The 25,377-nt window shown below is 42.6% G+C and carries 22 protein-coding genes; 18 read left to right on the top strand and 4 right to left on the bottom strand.

Annotated features, from left to right (window positions below):
* Nucleotides 1-30 precede the first annotated feature (30 nt).
* The 10 genes from Q1A18_RS17225 (at nucleotide 31) to Q1A18_RS17180 (ending at nucleotide 11,881) form a co-directional block, all read left to right on the top strand.
* The gene (locus Q1A18_RS17225) at nucleotides 31-873 is read left to right on the top strand and encodes a sugar phosphate nucleotidyltransferase (protein ID WP_299583605.1); all 843 of its coding nucleotides are present in this window, start codon (nucleotides 31-33) and stop codon (nucleotides 871-873) included.
* On the top strand, nucleotides 860-1,501 hold the full coding sequence (locus tag Q1A18_RS17220; protein ID WP_299583603.1) for a PIG-L deacetylase family protein: 642 nt from the start codon (nucleotides 860-862) through the stop codon (nucleotides 1,499-1,501). Before Q1A18_RS17225 ends, Q1A18_RS17220 begins: the two co-directional genes overlap by 14 nt.
* Nucleotides 1,502-1,600: 99 nt before the next feature.
* Nucleotides 1,601-2,773: a class I SAM-dependent methyltransferase gene (locus Q1A18_RS17215; protein WP_299583600.1), complete on the top strand. Its 1,173-nt coding sequence runs from the start codon at nucleotides 1,601-1,603 to the stop codon at nucleotides 2,771-2,773.
* A gap of 141 nt (nucleotides 2,774-2,914) precedes the next feature.
* Nucleotides 2,915-4,072, top strand: coding sequence for a GDP-mannose 4,6-dehydratase (gene gmd / locus Q1A18_RS17210; protein ID WP_299583597.1), 1,158 nt, complete (start codon nucleotides 2,915-2,917; stop codon nucleotides 4,070-4,072).
* Nucleotides 4,073-4,238: 166 nt separating this feature from the next.
* The gene (locus Q1A18_RS17205; RefSeq protein ID WP_299583594.1) at nucleotides 4,239-5,390 is read left to right on the top strand and encodes a GDP-L-fucose synthase; all 1,152 of its coding nucleotides are present in this window, start codon (nucleotides 4,239-4,241) and stop codon (nucleotides 5,388-5,390) included.
* Between the two features lie 15 nt (nucleotides 5,391-5,405).
* The gene (locus Q1A18_RS17200) at nucleotides 5,406-6,467 is read left to right on the top strand and encodes a mannose-1-phosphate guanylyltransferase (RefSeq protein WP_299583589.1); all 1,062 of its coding nucleotides are present in this window, start codon (nucleotides 5,406-5,408) and stop codon (nucleotides 6,465-6,467) included.
* Nucleotides 6,468-6,682: 215 nt separating this feature from the next.
* A complete protein-coding gene (locus tag Q1A18_RS17195; RefSeq protein ID WP_299583586.1) occupies nucleotides 6,683-8,098 on the top strand; it encodes a sugar transferase in 1,416 nt (471 codons plus the stop codon).
* A 166-nt stretch (nucleotides 8,099-8,264) separates the two neighbouring features.
* The gene (locus Q1A18_RS17190) at nucleotides 8,265-8,963 is read left to right on the top strand and encodes a polysaccharide biosynthesis/export family protein (protein WP_299583582.1); all 699 of its coding nucleotides are present in this window, start codon (nucleotides 8,265-8,267) and stop codon (nucleotides 8,961-8,963) included.
* A 58-nt stretch (nucleotides 8,964-9,021) separates the two neighbouring features.
* A complete protein-coding gene (locus tag Q1A18_RS17185) occupies nucleotides 9,022-11,403 on the top strand; it encodes a polysaccharide biosynthesis tyrosine autokinase (protein ID WP_299583579.1) in 2,382 nt (793 codons plus the stop codon).
* A 130-nt stretch (nucleotides 11,404-11,533) separates the two neighbouring features.
* Nucleotides 11,534-11,881, top strand: coding sequence for a BT0820 family HAD-type phosphatase (locus Q1A18_RS17180; protein ID WP_299583576.1), 348 nt, complete (start codon nucleotides 11,534-11,536; stop codon nucleotides 11,879-11,881).
* Nucleotides 11,882-12,015: 134 nt separating this feature from the next.
* Here Q1A18_RS17180 and Q1A18_RS17175 read toward each other — a convergent pair whose 3' ends face one another.
* A complete protein-coding gene (locus Q1A18_RS17175) occupies nucleotides 12,016-13,455 on the bottom strand; it encodes a membrane dipeptidase (protein WP_299583573.1) in 1,440 nt (479 codons plus the stop codon).
* A gap of 342 nt (nucleotides 13,456-13,797) precedes the next feature.
* Between Q1A18_RS17175 and Q1A18_RS17170 the strand changes: the two genes are divergently transcribed.
* Entirely contained in the window at nucleotides 13,798-14,571 is a 774-nt protein-coding gene (locus Q1A18_RS17170; protein ID WP_299583570.1) for a DUF1080 domain-containing protein, read from the top strand.
* 159 nt (nucleotides 14,572-14,730) lie between these two features.
* Here the strand turns inward: Q1A18_RS17170 and Q1A18_RS17165 are convergent, their stop codons facing one another.
* Nucleotides 14,731-16,212 carry a hypothetical protein gene (locus Q1A18_RS17165; RefSeq protein ID WP_299583567.1) on the bottom strand — a complete coding sequence of 494 codons (1,482 nt, stop codon included), beginning with the start codon at nucleotides 16,210-16,212 and terminating at the stop codon, nucleotides 14,731-14,733.
* Between the two features lie 12 nt (nucleotides 16,213-16,224).
* Entirely contained in the window at nucleotides 16,225-17,118 is an 894-nt protein-coding gene (locus Q1A18_RS17160; protein WP_299583564.1) for a hypothetical protein, read from the bottom strand.
* 214 nt (nucleotides 17,119-17,332) lie between these two features.
* On the opposite strand from Q1A18_RS17160, the gene Q1A18_RS17155 reads away from it, so the two are divergent.
* From Q1A18_RS17155 to Q1A18_RS17130, 6 genes are all read left to right on the top strand, one after another.
* Nucleotides 17,333-17,746: a very short patch repair endonuclease gene (locus tag Q1A18_RS17155; RefSeq protein WP_299583561.1), complete on the top strand. Its 414-nt coding sequence runs from the start codon at nucleotides 17,333-17,335 to the stop codon at nucleotides 17,744-17,746.
* Between the two features lie 148 nt (nucleotides 17,747-17,894).
* Nucleotides 17,895-18,122, top strand: a complete 228-nt coding sequence (locus Q1A18_RS17150; RefSeq protein WP_299583558.1) for a helix-turn-helix transcriptional regulator — start codon at nucleotides 17,895-17,897, stop codon at nucleotides 18,120-18,122.
* Nucleotides 18,119-19,360 (top strand): DNA (cytosine-5-)-methyltransferase, encoded by a 1,242-nt coding sequence (dcm, locus tag Q1A18_RS17145; RefSeq protein WP_299583555.1) that lies wholly within the window; start codon nucleotides 18,119-18,121, stop codon nucleotides 19,358-19,360. Before Q1A18_RS17150 ends, dcm begins: the two co-directional genes overlap by 4 nt.
* Nucleotides 19,344-21,467, top strand: coding sequence for an ATP-binding protein (locus Q1A18_RS17140; protein WP_299583552.1), 2,124 nt, complete (start codon nucleotides 19,344-19,346; stop codon nucleotides 21,465-21,467). The genes dcm and Q1A18_RS17140 overlap by 17 nt, the downstream gene beginning before the upstream one ends.
* A 1-nt stretch (nucleotide 21,468) precedes the next feature.
* The gene (locus tag Q1A18_RS17135; RefSeq protein WP_299583549.1) at nucleotides 21,469-22,785 is read left to right on the top strand and encodes a hypothetical protein; all 1,317 of its coding nucleotides are present in this window, start codon (nucleotides 21,469-21,471) and stop codon (nucleotides 22,783-22,785) included.
* Between the two features lies 1 nt (nucleotide 22,786).
* Nucleotides 22,787-23,554, top strand: coding sequence for an HNH endonuclease (locus Q1A18_RS17130; RefSeq protein ID WP_299583546.1), 768 nt, complete (start codon nucleotides 22,787-22,789; stop codon nucleotides 23,552-23,554).
* Nucleotides 23,555-24,367: 813 nt separating this feature from the next.
* Here Q1A18_RS17130 and Q1A18_RS17125 read toward each other — a convergent pair.
* Nucleotides 24,368-24,724, bottom strand: a complete 357-nt coding sequence (locus tag Q1A18_RS17125; RefSeq protein WP_299583543.1) for a hypothetical protein — start codon at nucleotides 24,722-24,724, stop codon at nucleotides 24,368-24,370.
* A 472-nt stretch (nucleotides 24,725-25,196) separates the two neighbouring features.
* Between Q1A18_RS17125 and Q1A18_RS17120 the strand changes: the two genes are divergently transcribed.
* A partial coding sequence (locus Q1A18_RS17120) for a hypothetical protein (protein ID WP_299583540.1) occupies nucleotides 25,197-25,377 on the top strand: 181 nt, incomplete at its 3' end.

Genomic DNA, 25,377 nt, shown 5'->3' with positions numbered 1-25,377 from the left:
GTGTATGAAATCATTTTACAAATTGAAATTATGAAAGTTGTATTATTCTGCGGTGGGATGGGGATTCGCTTGCGGGAGTATTCTGATCAAATCCCAAAACCGATGGTTCCAATAGGATATCGACCGGTTCTTTGGAATATAATGAAGTACTATGCAAGCTATGGACACAAAGATTTTATTTTGTGTTTAGGTTATAAAGCAGATGTTATTAAAAACTATTTCATCAACTACGATGAAACGATCTCCAATGACTTTGTATTTACCAAGGGGGGACGAAACATTGAGTTGCTGAATTCAGATATTAGTGATTGGAAAATTACGTTTGTCGACACGGGCCTGAATGCCAACATTGGAATGCGCCTGATGCAGGTGAAAGAGCACTTGAAAGGTGAAAAAATGTTTCTGGCCAACTACAGCGATGGTTTGACCGACATGCATCTTCCGGATATGATCGATTGGTTTTCCAAAAACCCGGATGAAACGGCGGCATTTATGGCTTATCAGCCTACCCAGAGTTTTCATATCGTTCAACGCCAGGATGATGGCGTGGTGACCAATATCAGTCATATCGGTTCCTCCGGTTTACACATCAATGCAGGCTTTTTTATTCTTCGGAATGAAATCTTCGACTATATGGAATATGGCGACGAACTGGTTGATGAACCCTTTAACCGGCTAATTGAAAAGAACAAACTGACCTCTTGGGAACATAAAGGTTTTTGGGCAAGCATGGATACCTTTAAAGATAAACGGGTGCTGGATGATATTTATGCACAGGGAAATGCACCTTGGGAAGTCTGGACAAAGATGGACAATCAGCCTAAAAAACGAACCCGGATGGAAAAAATATTTTTCAACTATGCTGCCATTTAAATTACAGAAAAAAGAGCCTCTTAATCTACTCTTATTGGGAGCGCATTGTGATGATATTGAGATTGGGGCAGGAGGAACCCTGCTAAAGCTTTTACAGGAATATCAGATTGGAAAAGTGAAGTGGGTGGTTTTTACTTCAGATAAAACCCGTAGACAGGAGGCCCTTGAAAGCGCCGGACAGTTTTTGTCCGGGGTGAAGGAAAAGGAAATCACGGTGCTTTCAAACCGGGATGGTTTTCTCCCCACCCAAACGGTTCAGGTTAAAGAACATTTTGAGGAGATAAAGAAGGCGTTTGTACCCGATCTTATTTTCACCCATTATCGCAATGACCGTCATCAGGATCATCGGCTGGTTAGCGACCTGACCTGGAATACCTGGCGCAATCATCTGATTCTGGAATATGAAATACCCAAGTATGATGGGGATTTGGGAATTCCCAATTTCTACGTGACACTTGAAGAAGACATCCTGAAAAAGCGAAACCAAATTTTGATGGATGCTTTCGTCTCGCAGCAATCCAAACATTGGTTTGATGAAAACACCTTCAGTGCCCTGCCTCGCTTAAGAGGCATGGAGTCAGCCAGCTTGTTTGCCGAGGCGTTTTACGCCCGCAAAGTTGTCCTCTAAACGAACTACAGGTAAAATATATTGACCATCCCCGTTTTCAGTGGCTTCGGATTCTGGTAGTCCAGCTGCTTTAAGGATGGCATTAAACATTTATTTTTTATGAAACATTTGAAATGTCCCAGCTGCCAAAGTCAGGAGCTGCATGATTTTTTTGTTGTGAAAAACGCGCCGGTACAAAGTCTGGTCACGATTAAATCCTACGATGAAGCGATTGCAATTCCCCGCAATGACATTACCCTGACTTTTTGCAACCAGTGTGGGTTTATCTTCAACAGTACTTTTGATACATCCATCGATTATTATACCGGAGGTTACGAGGATCAGCAGGGCTTTTCACCCACGTTTAAGGTTTTTATCACTGAACTGACCAACCGATTTATTGAAAAATATGATGTTCGTGAAAAGGATGTGATAGAAATTGGTTGTGGAAAGGGCGATTTTATCAACCTGATGTGCGAACTGGGAAATAACAGAGGCATTGGCATTGATCCGGCTTATGTGCCTGGTCGATCGCAGCCTGACCCCAAAGTTTCATTTATTAAAGAGTTTTATTCGAATGAGCATGGTGCTCTTCCCAATGACGTCATTACCTGTCGGCATACGCTGGAGCACATTCATGCAACCGATGAGTTCTTTAAAACCATTCGGGAGTCGATTCACGAAGGAGACGAGGTTACACTTCTTTTTGAAGTTCCTTGTATTGTTCGAATACTACAGGTCCAGGCCTTCTGGGATATTTTTAATGAGCATTGCTCCTATTTTAGTCCAGGGTCATTAGCCCGACTGTTCCGAAAAAATGGGTTTGAGATTTTGGATGAATACCTGGAGTACGATGACCAGTATCTTTTTGTGGAAGCCCGGCCTGTTTCAACAACTTCTGAACGGGTACATCCCATTGAGGAAAGTGTGGCCGAACTGAGAAAGATGGTTGATGACTTTGTCGTACAGATCAATGCACAGCTAAGCCAATGGCGCGAACGACTGCTGAAAATGAAAGAGCAGGGGAAAAAAGTGGTTGTGTGGGGAGGCGGCTCCAAATCTGTTGGTTTCCTGACCCAGTTTGATGACCTGAAGGTTATCAAGCATGTGGTTGATATCAATCCGCATATGCAGGGGAACTACATTCCGGGAATTGGTATTCAGTACCAGACACCGGATGACCTGAAGGCTATCCAGCCGGATGTGGTGATAATCATGAATGGTGTTTATAAAAATGAGATTGCGGCCATGCTGAATGAACGAGGCTTACAGCCCGAGCTTATTTGTTTGTAAAACGATAAGAAAGATTTTTAACGACCAAGTATTCTGAATAGACCTTTTCAGAATAAGCTAAGACCAAACATAGCACGTGAAGGATTCTTGTGAAGAGTAATCCGCATAAGAATAATTATTCATTTGGAAAAAAGAAAGAATATGTCAAAAGTTGCATTAATAACCGGGGTTACCGGACAGGATGGAGCGTACCTGTCGGAGTTTTTACTGAAGAAGGGATACATCGTTCATGGTGTAAAGCGTCGCTCATCTATGTTTAATACTGATCGGATTGATCACCTGTACCAGGATCCACATACAACCAACCGTAATTTCATTTTACATTATGGTGATTTAACCGATAGTATGAACCTGACGCGGATTATTCAGGAGGTTCAGCCTGACGAAATTTATAACCTGGCAGCAATGAGTCATGTCAAGGTGAGTTTCGACACGCCGGAATATACGGCCAATGCTGATGGTATTGGTACCTTAAGAATATTAGAGGCTGTTCGCCTGCTGTCCTTAAATAAAACACGAATTTATCAGGCATCAACGTCTGAGTTGTATGGACTGGTGCAGGAAATTCCTCAAACAGAACGAACTCCGTTCTACCCGCGAAGCCCGTATGCCGTAGCTAAAATGTATGCTTACTGGATTACGGTGAATTACCGCGAGGCTTACGGCATGCATGCCAGCAACGGAATCTTGTTTAATCATGAATCACCGATTCGGGGAGAGACTTTTGTTACCCGTAAAGTAACACGGGCCATTTCGAAAATTGCCTTGGGAATGCTCGATAAAGTTTACCTGGGTAATTTAAGTTCAAAGCGCGACTGGGGACATGCCAAAGACTATGTTCGTGCCATGTACCTTATTCTGCAACAGGATAAACCTGATGACTATGTCATTGCGACAGGAATTACAACGACGATTCGTGACTTCATTATTATGGCTTGCGAAGAAGTTGGTCTGGAAGTCGTATTTAAAGGGCAGGGAGTTGACGAAGTTGGTTACTTGGTTGGAGTTGATGAGGTCAAGTTTAAAGAACGGGTTGGAGAACAGTTTCTGGAAGATATCCGGATGCGGATTTTATCCGATGACAATGTGATTGTAAAGATAGATCCCATGTATTTCCGTCCTACTGAAGTTGATCTGTTAATTGGCGATCCGGCTAAGTCGCAGGAAGTGTTGGGTTGGAAACCCAAATATGATTTGAAAGGATTGATTGCTGACATGATGGTTTCGGATGTGAAGCTTTTTCAAAAAGAATCTTATCTCCGAAATGGAGGATACCGCATATTGAATTTCTTTGAATAAAGATAGTCCACGCTGAGTAAAAAAGCTGAAAGGATGAGCTGTATCTGCAGAGGCAGATGCAGGCTTTTCTTTCAGCGTCTCAACGTTAACCGACTACTAAACTATAGCTAAAGACATCCTGATACCTTACTTTTCTTCGTGTTCAGGATAAAACTTAAAGTGATTGATGAAGCGAAATAGCAAACTCTATATTGCCGGACACCGCGGGCTGGTTGGATCAGCTTTGCTGGAAAGATTGAAGGCAAAAGGCTACCACAATTTTGTTTTACGTTCTCATGCCGAATTGGATTTGACAAACCAACAGGCAGTGGCTTCTTTCTTTGAGGCAGAGAAACCGGAATATGTTTTTCTGGCTGCAGCAAAGGTTGGAGGGATTATGGCTAACAATACCTATCGGGGCGAGTTTATTTATGAGAACCTGATGATTCAGAATAACGTCGTTCATCAGGCTTATCTTCATGGAGTAAAAAAACTTCTGTTTCTTGGAAGCACATGTATTTACCCGCGTGAAGCTCCTCAGCCCATGAAGGAGAGCAGTCTTCTGACTTCAGTGCTTGAGTACACCAATGAGCCTTACGCTATTGCTAAAATTGCAGGTATCAAGCTTTGTGAAAACTACAACATGCAGTATGGAACCAATTTTATCTCGGTAATGCCGACCAACCTGTATGGACCCAATGACAATTTTGATCTTCAGCGTTCGCATGTATTGCCTGCTCTGGTTCGAAAACTGTTGCTGGGTAAATACCTGGAAGAAGATAATTGGGAGGCTATCCGGAAAGATTTAGAAAAACGACCTGTTCAGGGAAATGCTGGAGTTGGTTCGACTAAGGATCTGCAGGAGCTACTGAAGCGTTTTGGGATAAGCAGCACGTTGAGAGATGGAGAACCGAAGGTGTCAGTTGAGGTGTGGGGAAGTGGAAAACCCATGCGGGAGTTTCTGTGGAGTGAGGATATGGCCGATGCGTGCGTGTATATCATGGAAAACAATGATTTTAATGAAATTATAACAACAACCCCTGAGATTGCAGCCACCGGAGAGCTGCGCAATACCCATATTAACCTTGGAACAGGGGAGGAAATTAGTATTCGTCATCTTGCCCGGTTAATTCAAGCAGAAGTAAAGTTTCAGGGAGATCTGGTATTCAATACCAGTAAACCTGACGGTACCATGCGGAAGTTAACTGATCCTTCTAAACTTCATCAATTAGGCTGGAAACATCGGGTTTCAATTGAGGAAGGTATTTCGAAAGTTTGCCAATGGTATATGAGCGAAAATCAACTATGTCACACGGTTAATGAAAAAATTAAAACATAACATAAGAAGAGCGAAATGAAAAGCGACACCTTTGTAATCATTATGGCTGGAGGTATCGGAAGTCGGTTTTGGCCTGTAAGCACAGAGCGTAAGCCAAAGCAATTTCTGGATATGCTGGGGACCGGTAAAACACTCTTTCAACATACGATTGAAAGGTTTAGTGATATCTGTTCCGTGCGAAATATCTTTGTAGTTACTTCGGCCCAGTACATTGACATTGCCTTGGAGCAGGGACCTGAAATTCCGGAATCGAATGTTTTGGCCGAACCGGTTATGCGCAATACAGCACCTTGCATTGCCTATGCAAGTTATAAAATCAGAAAATTGAATCCGAATGCCAATATTATTGTCACGCCTTCCGATCATTTGATCGAGCAGAAGCAATTGTTTCAGCGTACCCTGCAAAAGGGGCTGAACTTTGTGAAAGACCGTGATGCTATATTGACGATCGGAATTCATCCGCACCGACCTGAAACCGGTTATGGTTATATCCAGATGGATCAATCGGAGAAGGAAATAGCCAAGGTAAAAGCATTCAAGGAAAAGCCGGACCTGGAGACTGCCAGATCCTACCTAAAGCATGGAGGATACCTGTGGAATGCTGGAATTTTTCTGTGGTCAGTAAAAACGATTGTTCAAGCCTTTGAAACCTATATGCCTGCGATGGCGCGTGTGTTTGAGAATGGAAGTGAAGTCTACTTTACCGACAAAGAGCAGCGTTTTATTGATCTGGTTTATCCTACTTTTGAGAATATCTCAATCGATTACAGCATGCTTGAAAAGGCGGATAATCTGTATGTGCAAAAAGCGCGTTTCGATTGGTCAGATCTGGGGACCTGGACCGCTCTTTGGGAAAAATCAACCCGAAGCTATACCGGAGATACTGTTTCTTCTGAAAATGCTTACCTCTACGAAACTTCGAACAACATCATTCATGTCCCTGAAGACAAAGTGGTTGTTGTTCAGGGCTTAAGTGAATACATTGTTGTTGAGTCCAACAACGTTCTGTTGATATGTAGTAAAGGCGAAGAGCAACGCATAAAGGCTTTTCGGCACAAGGCTTCCAATTCGAAGTAAACACAACTGAGTTGTTTTTTTACCGCCCCTCAAAACCGGATTTTAATTGCTACTTAAAAAGGAGTAAATTATGGTTTTATAGCCTGGCTACTCCTCTGTTCACAATAAGTTAGGTTTATGCTTCAATGAGTCACCTAACAATATACAGACCTTTCTTTTTTGACATGTAAAGAAGGTCTTTGTGCCTTAAATCATACGCTAAATATTTCACTATTATGCTCAAAGAACGTGAATATACACTGGAAAAAATCAGTATCGTCTTTCAGGTACTTATCACCCTGGTTTGTTTTACCGCGGTTTGGTGGTTTGGTCAGCTTTCTGACGAATACCGGGCTGAATCGATTCCTGAATTCAAGAACGTCCTGATCTTTATTGCGCTCCTTTGGTTTTTGTTGCTGGAGCAGTTCAAATTAGGAAAGATGAACCGTACAACGAGTTACCTGCAATTGTTTATTAGCTATTTCAAGCTAATTTCTATTGGGATAGCCATCTTGTTGGTTATTAATATCATCTCGGGCTACGAGGTGCTCAGTATTAAGAACTTGTTTTTGTTTAGTTTGCTCAACCTTGGGGTATTGACTGCCTACAAAAACTTCTTCTTTTTGATTATGCGTTTTTTCCGCCGACGTGGTTATAGCATCCGACAAATTCTGGTTATTGCAGACAAAGGTTCGGAAGATTATATCGAAAAAATTATTCGCACCAAAGATTGGGGATATAATATCCGGGGAATAATGACGGGGTGCAAAGGCTTGATTTCAACCTATCATGACCGGTTCAAGATTATTCCTGAGCGGAAAAATTTGAAAGAAGTACTGGATCGGGAGACAATTGACGAAGTAATCTATTGCAAGACTGATTATAACCATGACGAAATCAGTCGGTTTATTCTGGAATGTGCCGAGGTTGGGATTAGCTTCCATCATTATACCGGAATGATCTCGAAAGTTCATGGAAAACGAATAAGAAGGTCAAGCTTTTCATTGATCAACCAATTGCCTTTTGTAACCTATATGACCACGCCCGATAATTATGCAGGCCTAAAGTTGAAAAGTATTTTTGATTTCTTTTTCAGCTTGTTTGCACTCATTTTGGTATCGCCAATTCTTATTCTGATTGCGATAGCCATTAAGCTGGAAGATGGTGGTCCTGTGTTTTTTAAGCAGGAGCGGGTTGGGCTTAATGGACGTCGGTTTGGGTGTTACAAGTTTCGAACCATGGTTGCCAATGCGGAGGCCTTGAAAGCTTCGCTGATGGGACAGAACGAGCAGGATGGGCCGGTATTCAAAATTACTATGGATCCTCGGGTGACCCGGGTTGGACGCCTGCTTCGAAAAACATCGCTGGACGAACTGCCGCAGTTTTACAATGTGCTGCGTGGCGAGATGTCGGTGGTTGGTCCACGTCCCCCTATTCCTTCTGAAGTGGAAAAATACAAACGCTGGCAAATCCGGCGGTTAAGTATGAAGCCCGGCATTACCTGTATCTGGCAGGTTTCCGGTCGTAACGATATTCCTTTTGAAGAGTGGATGCGGTTAGATATGCAATACATTGACAACTGGTCACTCTGGCAGGATACCATTTTAATATTTAAAACTGTGAAAGTCATCTTACTTGGAACGGGCAAGTAAAAGCTTTCATTCTCCATGAAAATCAATCACTCAAAACAAATACTGGAAAACTAAAATTAACACGACAAATATGATACTTCAAGCTAAAAATAAGCGAAGTCTTTTGATGATCTTAGTCTTAACGGTGATACTGTCATCATGTGTTTCCAAACGAAACTCGTATTTCATGCGTGATTTCAAAGAGGAAATTTCTGCTGCAAAAGTGCAACAGGCCGATAAGGATTACACCATAAAGACCAATGACAACCTTTATATCAGTGTAAAAACCATTAACCAAGAAGTGAATGCCATGTTCACACAGAATGAGGCAGGAAGTCTGGGCGCTGGAAATATCTATAATTCGCAGTCAGGTCAGCATATTTACGGGTATCAGGTAGACAACCGGGGAGAGATATCGTTGCCAGTTATTGGCGCAGTGCATGTTGCCGGGCGTACCTTAAAAGAGGCCAAGGAGCAAATTCAGAAACGTTCAGATGAGTATCTGAAGGATGCTGATATCCAGGTGCGTTTGCTCAATTTTAAAGTGAGTGTGCTTGGTGAGGTAAGAGCTCCTGGAGTTTATTACAATTACAACAATACCTTGACGGTACTTGAAGCTATTGGAATGGCACAAGGTACAACCGACTATGCGAAAATTAAAGAAGTATTGGTGGTGCGTCGCGGCGAAACAGCGGTAAAGCCTTTTATGCTTAATCTTACGCAAAAGAACATTATGGCATCAGAGGCTTTCTACTTGCAGCCCAACGATGTTGTTTTCATTCGTCCTCAAAAGTTGAAGAATGTGAGACTGAACGCATCGTACTACACCATTGGATTATCCTCATTAACGACGATTATGCTGATTGTTAATTTCTTCTGGGGCTAGGGCAGAATGAATTAACCAGGCATGAGTTTTTTTAAATATTTAAGTAAAGATTTTGTCTATGAAAACGATGGAAGAATTCTCCAATTCATTGGAAAGGGAGGACATGCTTGCTGTAAAAAAGTTCATTCATAAACTGAAGCGAAACTGGTATTGGTTTATGTTTGTGGGCTTTATCGGAGCAGGTTTGGGGTATTTATTTACCCAAATAACCTCCCCGTCTTATCAGTTGCAAAGTTTGTTTCTGATTAAGGATAAAGAAAATAACCAACTCAAAATGGATCTGCCATTTGCCGGATCAATGGGAGGAAATATCAATCTGCAAAATCATATTGGAATTTTGACTTCTTATTCGATCAATCGCCGGGTTTTGGAAAATTTGGATTGGTCAACAAGTTGGTATCAGGAAATGATGTTTCGGGATAATGAGTTGTATGGCAATGAGCCTTTTGATGTTTTGTATGATCGTACTGCAACCAACTTGGAAGGAGTTCCCATTCATGTGCATATGCTGGATTCAACGAATTACGAGCTTGTCGTTGATGCCAAAACGTGGCTTTATGGGCGAGAAGTAGAAATTAAATTCAAGGATAGGGGAACTTACGGGGAACCTTTTTCAAATGACTATTTTAACTTCACCTTATATCCAAAGACAGCCAGTCGGGATGAACAATACTTTTTTACGTTTAACAACCTCGACCAGCTGGTGAAAGATTATAGGGGAAGACTGGTCATTGAAGAGTTGGTAGAAAAGGCCGATTTGATTAGTCTGACCCTTGAAGATAATGTTCCGGAAAAAGGAGCCGACTACCTGAATGAACTGAGTTCAGTGTATCTGGCGTATGAGTTGCGGGCCAAGAACCATACCTCCGAAACCACCGTGAATTTTATCGATTCGCAACTTAAAGATGTGATTGATACCTTGAAAGTGGCGGGCAATAACTTTACTTCTTTCCGGTCGCGGAACCAAATTGTTGACATGAGCCAGGAAGGAGGGATTATCGTGCAGAAGTTGGTAGATTTAGATACCGAACGGTCCATGATTCAGTCACATCTGGATTATTACCGGAATCTTCAGAAATATTTAAATGATACCGAGAAGATGAAGGAGGTGGTTGCTCCTTCGGTCGTTGGAATCGTGGATGAATCACTGAATAGCTTGGTCGTTCAACTTAGCGACTTATATCGTTCGCGGGAAGTTATTTCCTATACGGCTCAAGAGAAAAACCCCAAACTGATCTTGATTGGTAACCAGATTGACATGGTGAAAAGAAACCTTCAGGAAAATCTGAAGAACCTGATCAATAATGCCATTATTCAGGTGCAGGGATTGGATCGACGCATTGATAAAGTGAACCAACAGTTGACAGCCTACCCGAAAACGGAGCAGCAAATGATGAACATGCAGCGCATGTATGATTTGAATAATGAACTGTATACTTTCTTGCTGAAGAAGCGGGCAGAAGCAGCGATCACACATGCTTCCAATGTTTCGGATACGGAAGTACTGGATCAGGCCAGACCTGAGTTGGCGGTACGACTTGGACCGAATTTGATGATCAATGTGGCTGCCGGAATGTTTGGTGGTTTATTTGTGCCTTTTGTTGTGTTGATGTTGGGGACTTATTTCTACGACCGGATAAAATCAGCCGAGGATGTGGAAGAGTATAGTGATATTCCGGTGATTGGTAATATTGTGAATGCCAATGTAAGCAGCGAGTATTTGGCTGCTATTGACAACCCACGGTCGGCTATTGCGGAATCGTTCAGGGAATTGCGAACCAACCTGCAGTTCGTTGGACCGAGAAAAAAGGACGGGACAATCATCATTGGGGTAAACTCTGTAATTTCCGGTGAAGGAAAATCATTCACCTCGGCCAACCTGGCTTCCATGATTGCTTTGAATAATAAGAAAGTGCTTTTGGTGGATTGTGATTTACGCAAACCAAGCTTACACAACCGGCTTAAGTATAAAAATAAAGAAGGACTCAGTACGTATCTGACGGACTTTAGTTCGTTTGATGAAATCTTCCGGCAAACCCGTGTAGAGAACCTGCAGTTTATCTCCGCAGGACCGATTCCTCCCAATCCGTCGGAATTGCTTGAAAATGGCAAGTTTGAGGAATTGATTAACCGGTGTCGGGAGTTGTTCGATTACATTGTTTTCGACAATCCTCCTTTATCCATTGTGTCTGATGGAATCATTATCGGGCAAAAGGTGGACATCAACCTGTTTGTCATGCGGCAGGACTATAGCAAGAAAAATGAAATTAAATTCATAGATCATGTGCATAAAAAGAAATCCATGAAGAATGCCGGAATTATTCTGAATGATATCCACCTTTCTAAACATGCGCATGTTGGAGCATATGGAGCTGACTACAGCTATAAAAGAAAAAGTAGTTATTACTACTTTGATTCCAGCCCTAGTTACACTGGATGATTTCTTTACTTAAACAAAGACAAGGCAGCCTTCGGGGTGCCTTGTCTTACCCAGCAAATTCAAGAACAAACTATTTTAAAAGCCATCAAAAAGCATGGGCTTTCTAAAAGATAAAAGAAAAAGACAACTTATGATTATTGCGGTTGATTTTGACGGGACCATTGTAGAGCATCGGTTTCCGAAAATTGGGAAGGAGATCCCTTTTGCGACCTTAACCCTGAAAAAACTTCAGGAGAGAGGGCATCGGCTGATTCTGTGGACTTACCGACATGGTAAGCCTTTGGAAGAAGCGATTCAGTTTTGCGAATCGAAAGGGGTTCAGTTTTATGCTGTTAACAAAAACTTCCCGGAAGAAGAGTATGATGAGAATTTTTCGCGGAAGATAAATGCCGATATTTATATTGACGACCGTAACTTGGGCGGACTGCCGGAGTGGGGGATTATCTTTCAGATGATTAATAAAATAGCTGATAAATAACTTTTCTGGCAAGTTAGTCTTGGACCGGACTAATTTGCTTTTTTAAGAAGCCTGCATGAATAATGCAGGCTTTTTTTATGCTCCGATGGAATGCTCCTAACGGTTTAATCAAAGGCTGGTTCAAAAGCCAACACTTAAAAGTTCCTTTTCAGAAAATCATAAGCATTCTCTTTCATGAATCGGTCAACGATTTCCGAAGGCTTGATCCGGTTAAAGGCTGTTAGCGTTTTGGACTGCTCCGATTGGAGGAAGTTAAAGGCATGCTTTTCCAGGTAGCTGTCAAACAGCGGCATTTCGCCGGCAGTCCAAAAGCCGTTGAGTGGATTGATCATCCCGTCAAAATCGGTTCCGATACTCTGGATCCCCCAAGCAAACAGCCCATGGCGGTTAAGTACCTCTGCCATATGCTCAATCTGGTTCCAAATCAGCTTCGACTGATGAAACAACATTTTGCGTCGGTTGAGGAATGGCCCGGATTTTTTCAACTCGAGTTTGCTGGCCACACGTCGTTCATCAAACTGAATTCCGAAAATGCCGCCTGATTGGGCAATACGAACCAGCTCATCATCGTAGAAATTGATGGCGGTTCCCTGAAACTTGCCGTAGTTAAACAGGTCATCTTCCACCAGCTCCAGATGGGAGCGAAAGCCATTGACTGCGCCATGACTCACAATCAGCGGAATAATTTCATTGGGATGTTCCTGTTTCAGAAACTGGTAATATTCCTCGCGAGCCTGCACACTCATGTGCTTCAAGTCGATCAGCACCCGCCTGCCATCGGTGTTGTCCAGCAATTGACGCAGCACCTTCCAGCCTAAGTCGGTAAACCCGGTATTCATCCCTTCTTTTTGGTCACACAGTTTGCTTACCAGTCCGCTTAGGCTTGGGGCATGTCCGACCAGCTCATTGTTGAAATGATGAGTCAAACCCATGAAGAAGAGGCGGTGATCCCACTGCTTCACCTTTTTCACATTGGCGAGTACCTCGGCTGCATCTGCCGTTTTCCCCATTCGTTGAAGACCACAGTTAAACACATGGCCCCCTTCAATGGTCAGAATGACATAGATCGTATTTGTCTGGTCTTCAGAACCGGATTCAATTTCAGAAAAGTCGGATACGATCTTATACTGGTACCATGCTCCATCCAGTAGGATGCGGTGCCCGTCCAGCTGCTTGTAAAACTGGTATTCCATTTCCAGGTCGGTAAAGTAATTGGACATTTGCTGAACATGATCAATTCGTTTCCTGCCCATTCCAATAACCAGGTTGTTAATCAGATCGGCGGGGAGCGAGGTGCCTAGTTTGGTCATGACAAAGCCTTTCTCGAGGCCGCACAACGAAACGCAGACAACCTGAGCACCTCCCTTGGCCAGGGTGGTAAAATCGGCTTGCCGGAACTTGGTGAGTGTGGTGGTGATATTGGCCAGTTTGTCGAGGAATGACGGAGCATCGGCATGCCACAGGCTGTTTTGGCGGTTGCGATTGGGGCTGTTTTGCCCGGTCTGGCTGTTGAAACTCTTGCCCAAAGGCTTAATGGCGGGATGGGTGTGTAAATCGATAAAGAGTGCTTCCATAAGTTTGCTTGTTTTAAGGGTTACCGCTTTGCACGGAGCTGTGCCTGGGAGCTAAAGCAGACGATTGGTTGCCGGAAAGATTTTTGGTTGGTGATTTTACGTAGGCGCTTTTTGCGCAGGAACTTCAAGATAAGAAAAAGGAGCTTGAAAATCAAGCGATTCGCCTAAGGTGCGGGTTTTGTGAATCAAGGATTCGGCTGTTGTGTGTCGTGAATATGTCGCTTGTTTCAGGCAAGCCCTCTTTGGGAGAGGCCACCGCATTGTGTTTGCTTGCTCGAAAAGAAGGAGAATCTCCTAAGTTTTGGTAACTTGGGGAGCGCTAACCCCATTAAAACGAACAGGATGAAACGAACGATTCAATTTTTATTTTTTGCCTGGTGTCTGATCGCCACAACGACTTCGTGCAACGAACAGCCTGTAGGAGTGGGAGCTAAGGCTCCTGCTGATGCTCAGGTGCTTTTTGACGGCTCCCGCCAGATGCTGGATGAGCAGTGGACCTACTGGGAAGGACCGCGTTTGGCTGCCGAACTGCCCATTAAGTGGGAGATTGTGGATGATCCTGCCGGGACAGGCACGGCTGTTAACAGCAACGACCCGACGGCAGCAGGCGGACAATATGGAACGGCGGATATTGTAACGAAGCAGAAGTATAGGGATTTCCGGTTGCATGTGGAATTTCTCATTCAGCAAGAAAAAGGAAACAGCGGGGTGTACCTGCAAAACCGCTATGAAATTCAGGTGCTTGATGGCGATTCAACCCGACACGGGATGGGCACGGTGATTAATGAAACGGAATCGCCCTATTTTGCCTACAAGGGTGTTGGACAATGGAATGCCTACGATATTCAGTTTCGTGCGGCCCGCTTTGAAAATGGAGAACTCACCGAAAAACCCCTGGTAACGGTTTACTTCAACGGGCAAAAAGTGCACTCCAATGTTGCCATCAATAAAGTTTGGGGTGGTCCCTATTCCGGTCTTGACGGAGGGAACGACGATGGTTATGGCATTACCGATCGTCCGGGAGGAATCAAGCTGCAAGCTGAAGGACACCCGGTGCTTTACCGAAACATTTGGATTAAAGAGCTGGACCTGGCTGAACCCAATACGGATTTTTAGGATCCTGTAAGCAGAGGGCAGAGGGCAGAGGGCAGAGGGCAAAGAGCAGAGAGCAAAGAGTAGTTGACCGTATTTTCGAAAAAAAGGTGAAGGCCGTGGGATGCCGCGGCCTTCACCTTTTTGCGATTTTAAGGGGTCTCGGTTTAGCAAGTCCGCCTGCTATTTCTCTTCATCCAGGTTGAACTCTTCAACCGACCATTGCGTGTGTTGCCATTCTTCTGTTAGCCTGCGGATGGCAAACAGTTTATCTCCTGCCTGGTTGGAGAAAACATAGCCCACAAAGTGCTGTCCTGTCTGTTGCGCGTTGAGTACGCTTGTTGAAGGTTCCAAGGTACGCTTTAAGCCTAAGCCTTCGGAGTCGAAAACATGAATCACAGAAGGATGATAGTAGTCTGAACTTGTTGGCCAGGTGTCTGAGGTGGCAACAAAAAAGCGTTTGGTAGCATCGTTTTCATCCACATGGGAAACATTGGCGTAGGCCAGTTCTATTGTTCCATATTGGTTGAAGCCATCGATTGAATTGGTCACCTGAGTATTGTATTCGGGGATAAAAAACACATTGCCCCGATAATCAATAAATCGTTTGCCATCGTTGGTTGGCCAGATATTGATCAGGCCTTCATGCCAATAGGAGATGGTGTCATTAGGGATGCCTTCACTGATGTCGAACAAAAGCAAACCGGAAGGAGAAACGCGGGTTCGGGTTGCCAGTAGCCGGGGTTCTCCTTTAACTTTCTTAATGATTGTTTGTTCATCAAAGTGATGATAAAAAGCAAACTCTTTCGATATCAGCTCCGCTGTTTTGAGGTTAAGAACACGCATGCTCTTGTCATTTTCCCCTCCGGGAGATACATAGCATAAATCGTTGTCGCCATGAGCCAGGTCAAAAGGAATGCAGTCGAGCGTATAAGTTTGCAGCAGTTCCATGTTGTCGAGCTGAAAAGCCGAAACGAAGGCTACTGTGTATCCCACCAACAATTGATCATCTTGTGTTAGTTCCAGGCAGTTGGGGACCTTGCTTAGTGCAACAACCGACTGGCTTTCATCGCGCGTATTGTAAACCAGCAACTGATCCGGATTTTTGGTGGCAATAACGAGACGGTCACTGGGCTTATGGTAAACGGCATCAACCACTGTTCCATCGAAATAGAAGGTCTTACCTTGATTCACAATCGTGGAATCTTCTCCATTCCCGGGATTTTCACCGCCATTTCCAGGATCACCACCATTCCCTGTTGTATCCGGAACACTCGGATTCGTATCAAAATTACCATACCAGATATCCAGCTGGTAATAGGCTTTTTCTTTGATGCACAGGATGAGCGGAGCCGCGTAATAGCCCTCGACGGTTTGATAGCCCGGATCGATAAACCGGTAGGGCAGGCTTACACTGCCATCGCGGAAACTGCCTTGCAACTGATCAAAAGCCAGCCACTTCGGCTGCGACTGGATGTAAAACGCCTGGTTTCCTGCATCCGGAATGGTGAGGGTGATGGCACTGACGGGTTGATCAGCCGATAACATAAGCGGATCGGGGAAGGCGTATAGCGGCAGCTCGTTCTGCTTTAAGAAATCGTCGTTGCACGAGAGGGTAGCCAGGGCCAACCCCATGAAAATCAAATTGCGAAGTATCTTGTACATAGCTGTTCGGGTTTAAAAGTAAAAACGAAGTCCGGTAGAAACGTCCAGCGACGACAGGTTTTGTCTTTCCTCCTCTTCCAGCTTAACCGAGCTTTGGTTATAGCCGTCGTCCATCGTCACCTTGGTCAGGTTAGAGACAAACAGCCCGAGGTTGAGCCCCACCGAAACCCGGGGGGCCACAAAATATTCCAGCCCCATGTCGAGGGTAGCCCCAAAAGCCTTTCCGGTGAGCAGCATGCCGGAGTTTAATACCGACAACTCATCCCGGTAAAAAGCGATACCAGCCGAGAAAGAACCGTTCAGCCACCACTTCTGATTGGCCGAAAGCTGGTGGTTGCCAAACACCGAGGGGCCAATGTAGTGGGTGTAGATGGTTTCCTTCATCTGTCCGTGGTAAAGGTTCATGCCATCTTGCGGGTCGAAGGTGGCAAACACATCGGCCTGGGAGGTGTGGAACCGATAGTGGAGGCCAAAGGCCAGGTCCGAATCCAGAAAGAAGTGAACCTGGGCGCTGCTTTGCCAGCCCAGCAACAGCTGTTGGAAATAGTCGTCCGCCTGTTCGTTGGTTAGCCCTTGCTGCCGGGCGCCGTCACGAGCCGGGTCGGTATCGCCGGTGAGGTATGACAAACCGCCCGAAAGCGCAACCCGCCAGCGATGAAACTCCGGCTGAGCCTGCAGGCTAACCGGGGCCTTCTCGGCCTGAATGATCTGCTTGATCTCCGTTCGGTTTAAGCGGCCGTTGGTTTGAATGCCATTCTGATACACGGTAAAGCGAATGTATCGCGCTCCGCTGTTGGTAATGGTGCAGGGGATGGTGTCGTTATTCCAGGTTACAATCCGATCCTGGGCCTGGCCCGACCACACCAGCAGCAGGCATAGCAGAAAACCCATTAAAATACGTTTCATAGGATAAGGTGATAAGTTGTTCGTAATTAGTTGATCAAATATACATAAATGATCATAAGACAACTCTGATTTTTTGCTGTTTTGAGAAGAATATTTTGTGTGAATACCGGGAGTATCCGTTGCGCCTAAAGTTGTGATTAGCACCTCTGCCTGGCAAAGCCAATTACTGTAAGGCGAAAGGAAACAGGCGGAAAACTTTTGCTAATTTTAAGGCATGGATGTACATGATCCGAAAACGAGAAGTTACAATATGAGCCGGATTAAGGGGAAGAACACCAAACCTGAAATCGTGGTTCGGAAGTACCTCTTTGCTCGTGGTTTTCGCTATCGGCTGAATGTGAAAGACCTGCCAGGGAAACCGGATATTGTACTACCCAAGTATAAAACCGTCATTTTTGTAAACGGCTGCTTTTGGCATGGACACAAAGGATGTCGTTATTTTACCCTCCCAAAAACCAATACCGAATGGTGGCTCCGGAAAATTAAAAACACCCAAAAACGCGACAAGGAAAAAGAAATTGCGCTTAACGTCGCAGGCTGGAAAGTGATTACCGTTTGGGAATGTGAGTTGAAGTCTGATAAAAGGGAACAGACATTCCAACAATTAATTGTGGAGATCAAAGGCTAATTTGATCTTCCTGAAGCTACTATCCATTTCTGAAAGTTTTTATAATGTGTTGAAAAAAAAGCACGTGTGATTCATAGTCCGTTGCGCCTTACGGATTGTGACTCATAGTCCGTTGTGCAGTAGTCAACATAAAAATACATTTAGAGGCATGGATGCTAGACGAAAAATAGGTTTGCGTATCAGGGAATTAAGACTTCATAAAAAGCTTTCGCAAGAGCAGTTAGCATTGAAAGCAGAGATTGATCGAACCTATATAACAAGTGTCGAGAATGGAAGAAGAAACGTGTCTATCATCCTTATTGATAAGATTATTCGTGCCTTGGATACAACCTTTGAGGATTTTTTTAAAGGTTATGATAACGCAAAATCAAAATGAACTTTATAGATTTATTTGCAGGAGCTGGTGGCCTTTCTGAAGGTTTTATTCGTGCAGACTTTACTCCAATTGCTCACGTTGAAATGGATAAAGCAGCATGCAATACATTATTGACGAGGACTGCATATCATCACTTGAAAAATACGCCTGATTTTAAGAAATACCTGGCTTATATAAAAGGGGAAGGAGTTTCCAGAGAAGAACTTTACAGCTTGTTACCTAGGGAAAAAAGAGAATCAGTTATTAATTTGCCTATTGGAGATGAAACGAATGAGCAGATATTTAGTCAGATCGATAATTTGAAGGGAGACAGAATTGTTGATTTAATTATTGGAGGACCACCATGTCAGGCTTATTCGGTTGTTGGCCGTGCACCACTAAAACATAAGGAAAACGACGAACGAACAACTCTTTACATTCACTATGGAAGGTATCTAAAAAGATACAAACCCAAAATGTTTGTTTTTGAAAATGTTCCCGGAATTTTGACAGCTGCAGACGGACAATATTACAAAAACCTCAAGAAGTATTACCGGCAATTGGGATACACTGTGGAGGCCAGGATGTTAAATGCAAAAGACTTTGGGGTTATTCAAAATCGACGTCGGGTTATTATCATAGGATGGCAAAAAGATTTTCAATTTGAATATCCGGACTTTGAGACAAGTGACAATCAGTTTACCCGAAATGATATATTTAATGATTTGCCATTTATCAAACCGGGAGAAAAGGGACGTTTTCATGAATATGCCTCTCCCACGAACGAATATCTGGAGCTATCTGAAATCCGAAACGGAGTTGATTTTGTAACGCAGCATATTACCAGACCACACAACCCAAAAGATTTGGACATATACCGGCTTGCGATTGAACAACTGGAAGAAGGAGTCCGGATTAAGAATGACCAAATACCTGAATACATGAGAACTCAGGCTAACATTGAAGATTTTAAAGATCGGTTTAAAGTGGTCGCATTGGAACCCCATACCATGATTGCCCATATAGCAAAAGACGGACACCATTTCATACATCCAGACAAAAAACAATTACGGTCCATTTCTGTGAGAGAAGCCGCTCGCATACAGTCATTTCCTGATGACTATTATTTTGAAGGGATTAAAGAGAGTCAACCACGTACCGCTGCTTTTCGGCAAATAGGCAATGCCGTGCCACCTTTGATGGCCGAAAAGATTGCTCACGAACTTTGTAACTTATTAGAAAATGTCAGAATCATATAAAGCAAATTTTAAAGCACGTAGTCATATCCTAAGTTTATTAGGCGATGAGTTGATTGGAAGTGATAATCTTGCATTATTTGAATTAGTCAAAAATGCCTACGATGCAGATGCATCTCGAGCAGAAATTCGGTTTATTAATTTGGGGCAAGAAGATATTGCAATTGTCATTGAAGATGATGGAGTTGGGATGTCAAGGGAAGTCCTGGAAAATTCATGGCTCGAAATAGGGACTGATTTTAAAAGAGGTAAGAATAGAAAGATAAGCAATAAGTATAGTCGTGAATCATTGGGGGAAAAGGGGGTTGGTCGTTTAGCTGTGCATAAATTAGCAACAGATATAACCCTGGAAACACGTGATGAAGAAACTAATGAATCTTTTAGATTGAGTTTTAATTGGCCGAGTTTGATTGGCAAAGCAAAATACATTGAAGACACAGAAGTTACTCTGCGGCGTGAGAAGAATCTCAGCTTTCTCGGTGAAAAACATGGTACAAGGATAACATTAAATAACCTGAGAAAGAAGAAATGGGAAAGAGGTGATATTAGGACGATTTACAGAACAGTGAATACACTCATTAGCCCTTTTCAAACCGAAGATTCTTTTACTGTTAAATTAATGCTTGATGAGGAATATAATGAGTGGATTGAAGATATCTTTGATCCTCATAAGATATTAGGAACCAGTATATATGAATATGATTTCTATTTATCTGAGGACGGAACTTATAGTTGGGAATACAGCTTTAGGCCTCCCTTTAAATCTGATATGCTAAAAGGATATTCAATAAATAATTTCCAGGAAAACAAGAAAGACAAAATTCTTATAAAGCCCGAATCAAAAACAAAAAAGAAAATATATAGAGGAGAAGATCTAGAAAAAATAGGAAGGATAAAAGGCAAGTTTTATCTCTTTAATCAACGCCCAGAAATATTGAAGGTATTCAATAACACTAAAACCATTAAAGAATATCTGAATGAAAACCATGGAGTTCGAGTTTATAGGGATAAACTTAGGGTTTATAACTATGGAGAGCCTGGGAATGACTGGCTAAATCTTAATTTACTGAGAGCAAACAACCCAGGGAAAACTATTAGTAATAATAATATTATAGGATCGATTCAATTAGATCTGAAATCATCGCATGACTTTTTAAAAGAGAAAACAAACAGAGAAGGGTTTGACGAGAACGAAGTTTACCGTAAGCTTAAAGATATATGTTTAAGTATAATCAAACACTTCGCTATAACTATTCAGGATGATCGAGAGGCCCTCGAAGAACAGATTAAAAGCTTCAAACCTGTAAAGAAAGCAGGGTTTTCCGAAAGTATTAAGGAATTAAAATCAAAAGTAGAAGAGAAAAAGCTGTACAAGGAATTTAGGCACGTTATTTCGAGAATAGAAGATGATTACAATCAAATGAGAGAAGTAATGCTAAATTCTGGTTTGTCTGGTATGAACTTGAGTCTCGTTTTCCATGAATTGCAAAGGGAGGTCAAATCGATTAACCATGATATTGGAAAAACAGATATCGAAGATATTAGGGAAAGAATAAAGTTTCTATACAATTTAATTGAAGGGTTCTCTCCGATATTAAAGCAAAATCAATCTTCTGTTTTTAGTTGCAAGAAACTGTTAGGAACTCTCAAGAGTCATAATAGTGGGAGATTCAACTACCATGATATTATATTTTCTTGTCCCGTATTGACGGATGAGGCTCCTGATTTTAATGTCAACGGCCCAGATAATTTGATCTTCAGTGCTATAAATAATTTGATTGATAATTCTATTTACTGGTCTACAGTGAGATCTGAAAAGGACGAGTCTATTCCACCAGCTATACTTATTACCACTGATTTGGAGAAGTTTAGGGGACCAGCAATACTTGTTGCAGACAATGGTGATGGGTTCAAAATGGATACTGAAAATATAACAAAACCATTTTATACTCTTAAGCCAGGAGGAATAGGATTGGGACTTTACTTTACAAGCTTGGTAATGGAGTTATGTGGTGGAGAGGTTGTGTTTATGAATCCTGCAGATTTAGAAATCCCTAGTTCTTATAATGGGGCAGTGGTTGCATTAGTGTTTAATCCAGAAATTGATTAGAATGTTAGAAAATATTTCAAAGGTTTTAGTTGTGGATAACGAGCAACGCGAAATTGATAAGATTAATAGAGCCTTACGCGAGCTAAATATCCCTGCATACACAATATTATACTCACAAGCTAATCCTCCCGCTGAGCCATTTTCTGGTATAAGGTTAGTCTTTTTTGATATAAAGTTACAGGATGGTAATGATGTGACTAAGCAGACTATTACTTCGTTTGAGAATGCCCTTAGAGCATGTATTCATGCGGAAAATGGTCCATTTGTCTTGATTTTTTGGTCTTCCCACACAGATAAGGTCGAAGATATTAAGGCGCATATAGAGGAGCGTGCTGAAGATAGTATTCCAAAGCCACTGTTGGTTGACTGTATTGATAAAGTGACTACAGGAGATCCCGAAGATTTAAAAAGGGAAATAACTAGGGTGTTTGATAATGATATCATTGAGATTTTATTTGACTATGAGACAAAGATCTCAAAAGCAGTAGGGAAGTCTTTAGATACAATTTTTAATGTTGTATCCAATGGAGAAGATACTTGGGGGAATAGTGATAGGTTTAATGATAATTTTGACTTGGTATTCTCAAATATTGCTTTTCAAACTTTAGGCTTCGACAATGCTCGGAGTTATCCGCTTAATGCAATTAGGGATGGACTAAATCCAATCCTAATAAATGAGATTGGAAAAATGCAATTATCTCCTAAGTGGAATGACAAACTTCAAAAGCTCTTGGGATGCGACGGAAAGAGCAAATTCAATTATATAGATAGCTTGACGTTGGGCAGGCTCAATTCAATTTATCACTATGATTTTAATGGCGAGCATGGAGTTAAGAATGATAGGGGAGTGGTAGTTTGTTTAGGGGATTTAAGTGAGGACGAAACGATTTCCTATTTTGGAGCTTCCCAGAAAGAGATACTTCATTCTTTTTTACCGTTTGATTCAAGGAAGGCTAGGAAAGCAGAGAGAAGACAGATAAAGGATTCTGCTTCTTTGGTTTTGTTAGAGGTTAGCGCAGCTTGCGATTATGCCCAGGCAAATCCGAGAAATTATGTTTATATATTAGGGGTTTTAGTTCCGGAATTTGATTCTGATCTATTGACAACACAGGCTAGTTCAATTACACGTTTACCTACTTTCTTCTTTAACCAGAAATGTCACTATCTTTTCTTTAATTCTCGTTATGTTGTAAGCTTTCCAGATGTAAACTCAAAGTTGCTAGGAGATATTCTTTTTCGATTGAAAAATGAACTATTAAATAAAGTAATAACAGATCATACGAATTATCTAAGTAGATTAGGGATTATTCAATTTTAGCATGCCCCGCAACCCGAACTGGACAAGAGAAGAACATATTGTTGCATTCAACCTGTATTGCAAAATCCCGTTTACCAAAATAAACGAGAACTATCCTCCTGTTGTTGAGTTAGCCAATATCATCGGGAGAAAGAAAGGAGCTGTATCGTACAAACTGGCCAATTTTGCACGCCTTGATCCTGCCTTAAAGGCAAGGAATGTTTCAGGTCTAACTCATGGTGCAAAAGGTGAAGAAATTGTTTGGAATGAGTTTCACGGGAATTGGGATCAATTAGCTTTCGAAAGCGAGCAAATACTTGCCAGATACAAAGGAGTTACACTTGAGTCCGAAATTGATCTTTCAGACATACCTGAGTTAAAGGAAGGAAAAGAGCGGGAAGCAATTGTTAGAACACGAGTCAATCAGAGTTTTTTCCGCAAGACAATTTTAGCATCTTATAACCAAGCCTGCTGTATTACTGGAGTTCAATCTTCCGAATTATTAATTGCAAGTCATATTATACCATGGGCAGCCAATGAAAAGGAACGAATGAATCCACAAAACGGGCTTTGCCTGAATGCACTACACGACAAAGCTTTTGATAAGGGATTAATTACCGTCACACCGGACTATAGAGTGAAAATATCGGATCAGCTAAAAGCAAAACTCAATAATGAGTCAGAACAGTTCTTTCTGCCTTACGAAAATAACACAATAGTATTACCAAGTCGGTTCGCTCCAAATAAGGAGTTTCTTGAATATCATTCGAGGGAAATTTTTAAAAAATAGTAGCAGGAGCTAAACAATGCTATAGGCTAGAAATCTCCCACGCTATCTCAAAAGTCCAATCTCTTCACCTTTCCGAATTATAGAGAACCATTGATAAGGCAGTAGGCTCGGCGTTTGGATTGGTCTGTTGAGAGTTAAGAACACGTGGTTGAACTCACCCCAGAGTCCTGTTCAATCCTATCGGATTTCACCGACTCTTCCCCTCTCTTCCAGAAGCGAGGGGCAAAGCAAGCGTAGCGAGCTTGGGGAGAGTCTGTAAAATCCTCAACTTGGAGCGTGCTTGAATCGTTTATCAAATCGATTTTCTATTTATAATTTTTCATTTTAGCTTACCTACTCCTGAGAGCTAACGAGCTTGGGGAGAGTTCGATTTACTTCATCAATTCTGTCATTAAAAAATACCTAGTCCTTCTGTGTTCCTTGTTTGGCGGGGGTTTTGGAGATCACCCCTTTGGGGAATAGCTTCTCTTCCTTGTCGCAGGAAGACTATTCGTTATGGAATTACGACTATTCGCTATCGAATAGGCTTGCTGCTGTATGGAATAGTTACGATTCGACGTGTCAGAGGGATAATTCCACGTCGCGCCATCGATATTCTCTATGGAATAGGTTTTGTGACTTCGGGAATATCTATTATTCGATTGGGCAGCAAGCCTCTGCGCTACTGCCGGAAGTATATTCCCTTCGGCAGCATTAAGCTGCTCAATGGCATTACACCTAAGGGTTAAAGAAGGAATGAACTGATCTGAAGGAAGGATTGATGGAGGTAGGGACGGAAAAGCCCGCCTCATTGCTGAACCGGGCTTCCAGATCTTAGAATTCAGTAGGGCTGTTTTTTGCCTTGCCCCTACCACTTTTCCGAAGCTTTTTGATTTCGAGAACCAGGTTGTCGTTTTTGCCGAGCAATCCGGAAATCAAATCTACGGTAGCTGAGCCATTGATGTACACCGTATCCAGGGTTTCATTGGCTAGTTTGGTGGCATCTTTAGCAGCAGCCGCAGCTTCGGTTTGTTTTCCCTCGGCATCGTCGGCAGTGGTTAGTTCTGCCTTAAGCTGCTCGATCTTTGCGACCGGGTCAAAGCCAGCATCCGTAAGTTTCTGCGTGTTTTGCTCCATAATCACAATGAGTTGGGAGACAAAGTCACGCTTTTTACTTTCGTTTAAACTCATAACTTTGAGAGTTAATAGTTGATTTAATTCAATCTGTTGGGCCGCCTGAAGCTTTGCACGGCAAGGGTGGCCCTTTTTTATGCATCGGTGGTTAAGCCGGTGTGCCTGCTTCCGCGGAAGCCGGTGTGCTGGTCGTGAATAATCTTCAGGGAGTGATCCGGGGGCGGTACATAATGTTCGATGGATTCTTCTCCGCTAATTTCTTTAGAAACCTGATCGGTTCGGGTCTTTTGTTTGATATTCAGGATGAATTGTTTTTAGTGATTGTCGTATTCCTGAACTAAAACGAATAACAAGTTAACACTATTGAACTTAAGAAGCAAAAAAGAGTTAACAAAAAATTGAAGATTGCTGCGGGAGAATGACGGGAAACTGGAAGAAGGAGGACGGAGGTCGGAAACCGGAGAAGGGAGCCCGGCCCGGGAAAGGCGTGAATGATTTCTGGCGGGAATTTGGGTTAAAAGAGGGTTCAATGAAAAAATTAGTTGTAAGGGGTATCACTGGTAAACTCACCCCAGAGTCATGTTCAATCCTGTCGGATTTCACCGACTCTTCCCCTCTCTTCCAGAAGAGAGGGGCAAAGCGAGTGCAACGAGCTTGGGGAGAGTATAGAATATCAGTAACTTGGAGCGTGTTTGAATCGTTTATCAAAT

It is taken from the genome of uncultured Sunxiuqinia sp., from assembly GCF_947495665.1.
In the GTDB taxonomy this organism is placed as follows: Bacteria; Bacteroidota; Bacteroidia; order Bacteroidales; family Prolixibacteraceae; genus Sunxiuqinia; species Sunxiuqinia rutila.
This window is presented reverse-complemented; position numbering and strand designations above follow the sequence as displayed.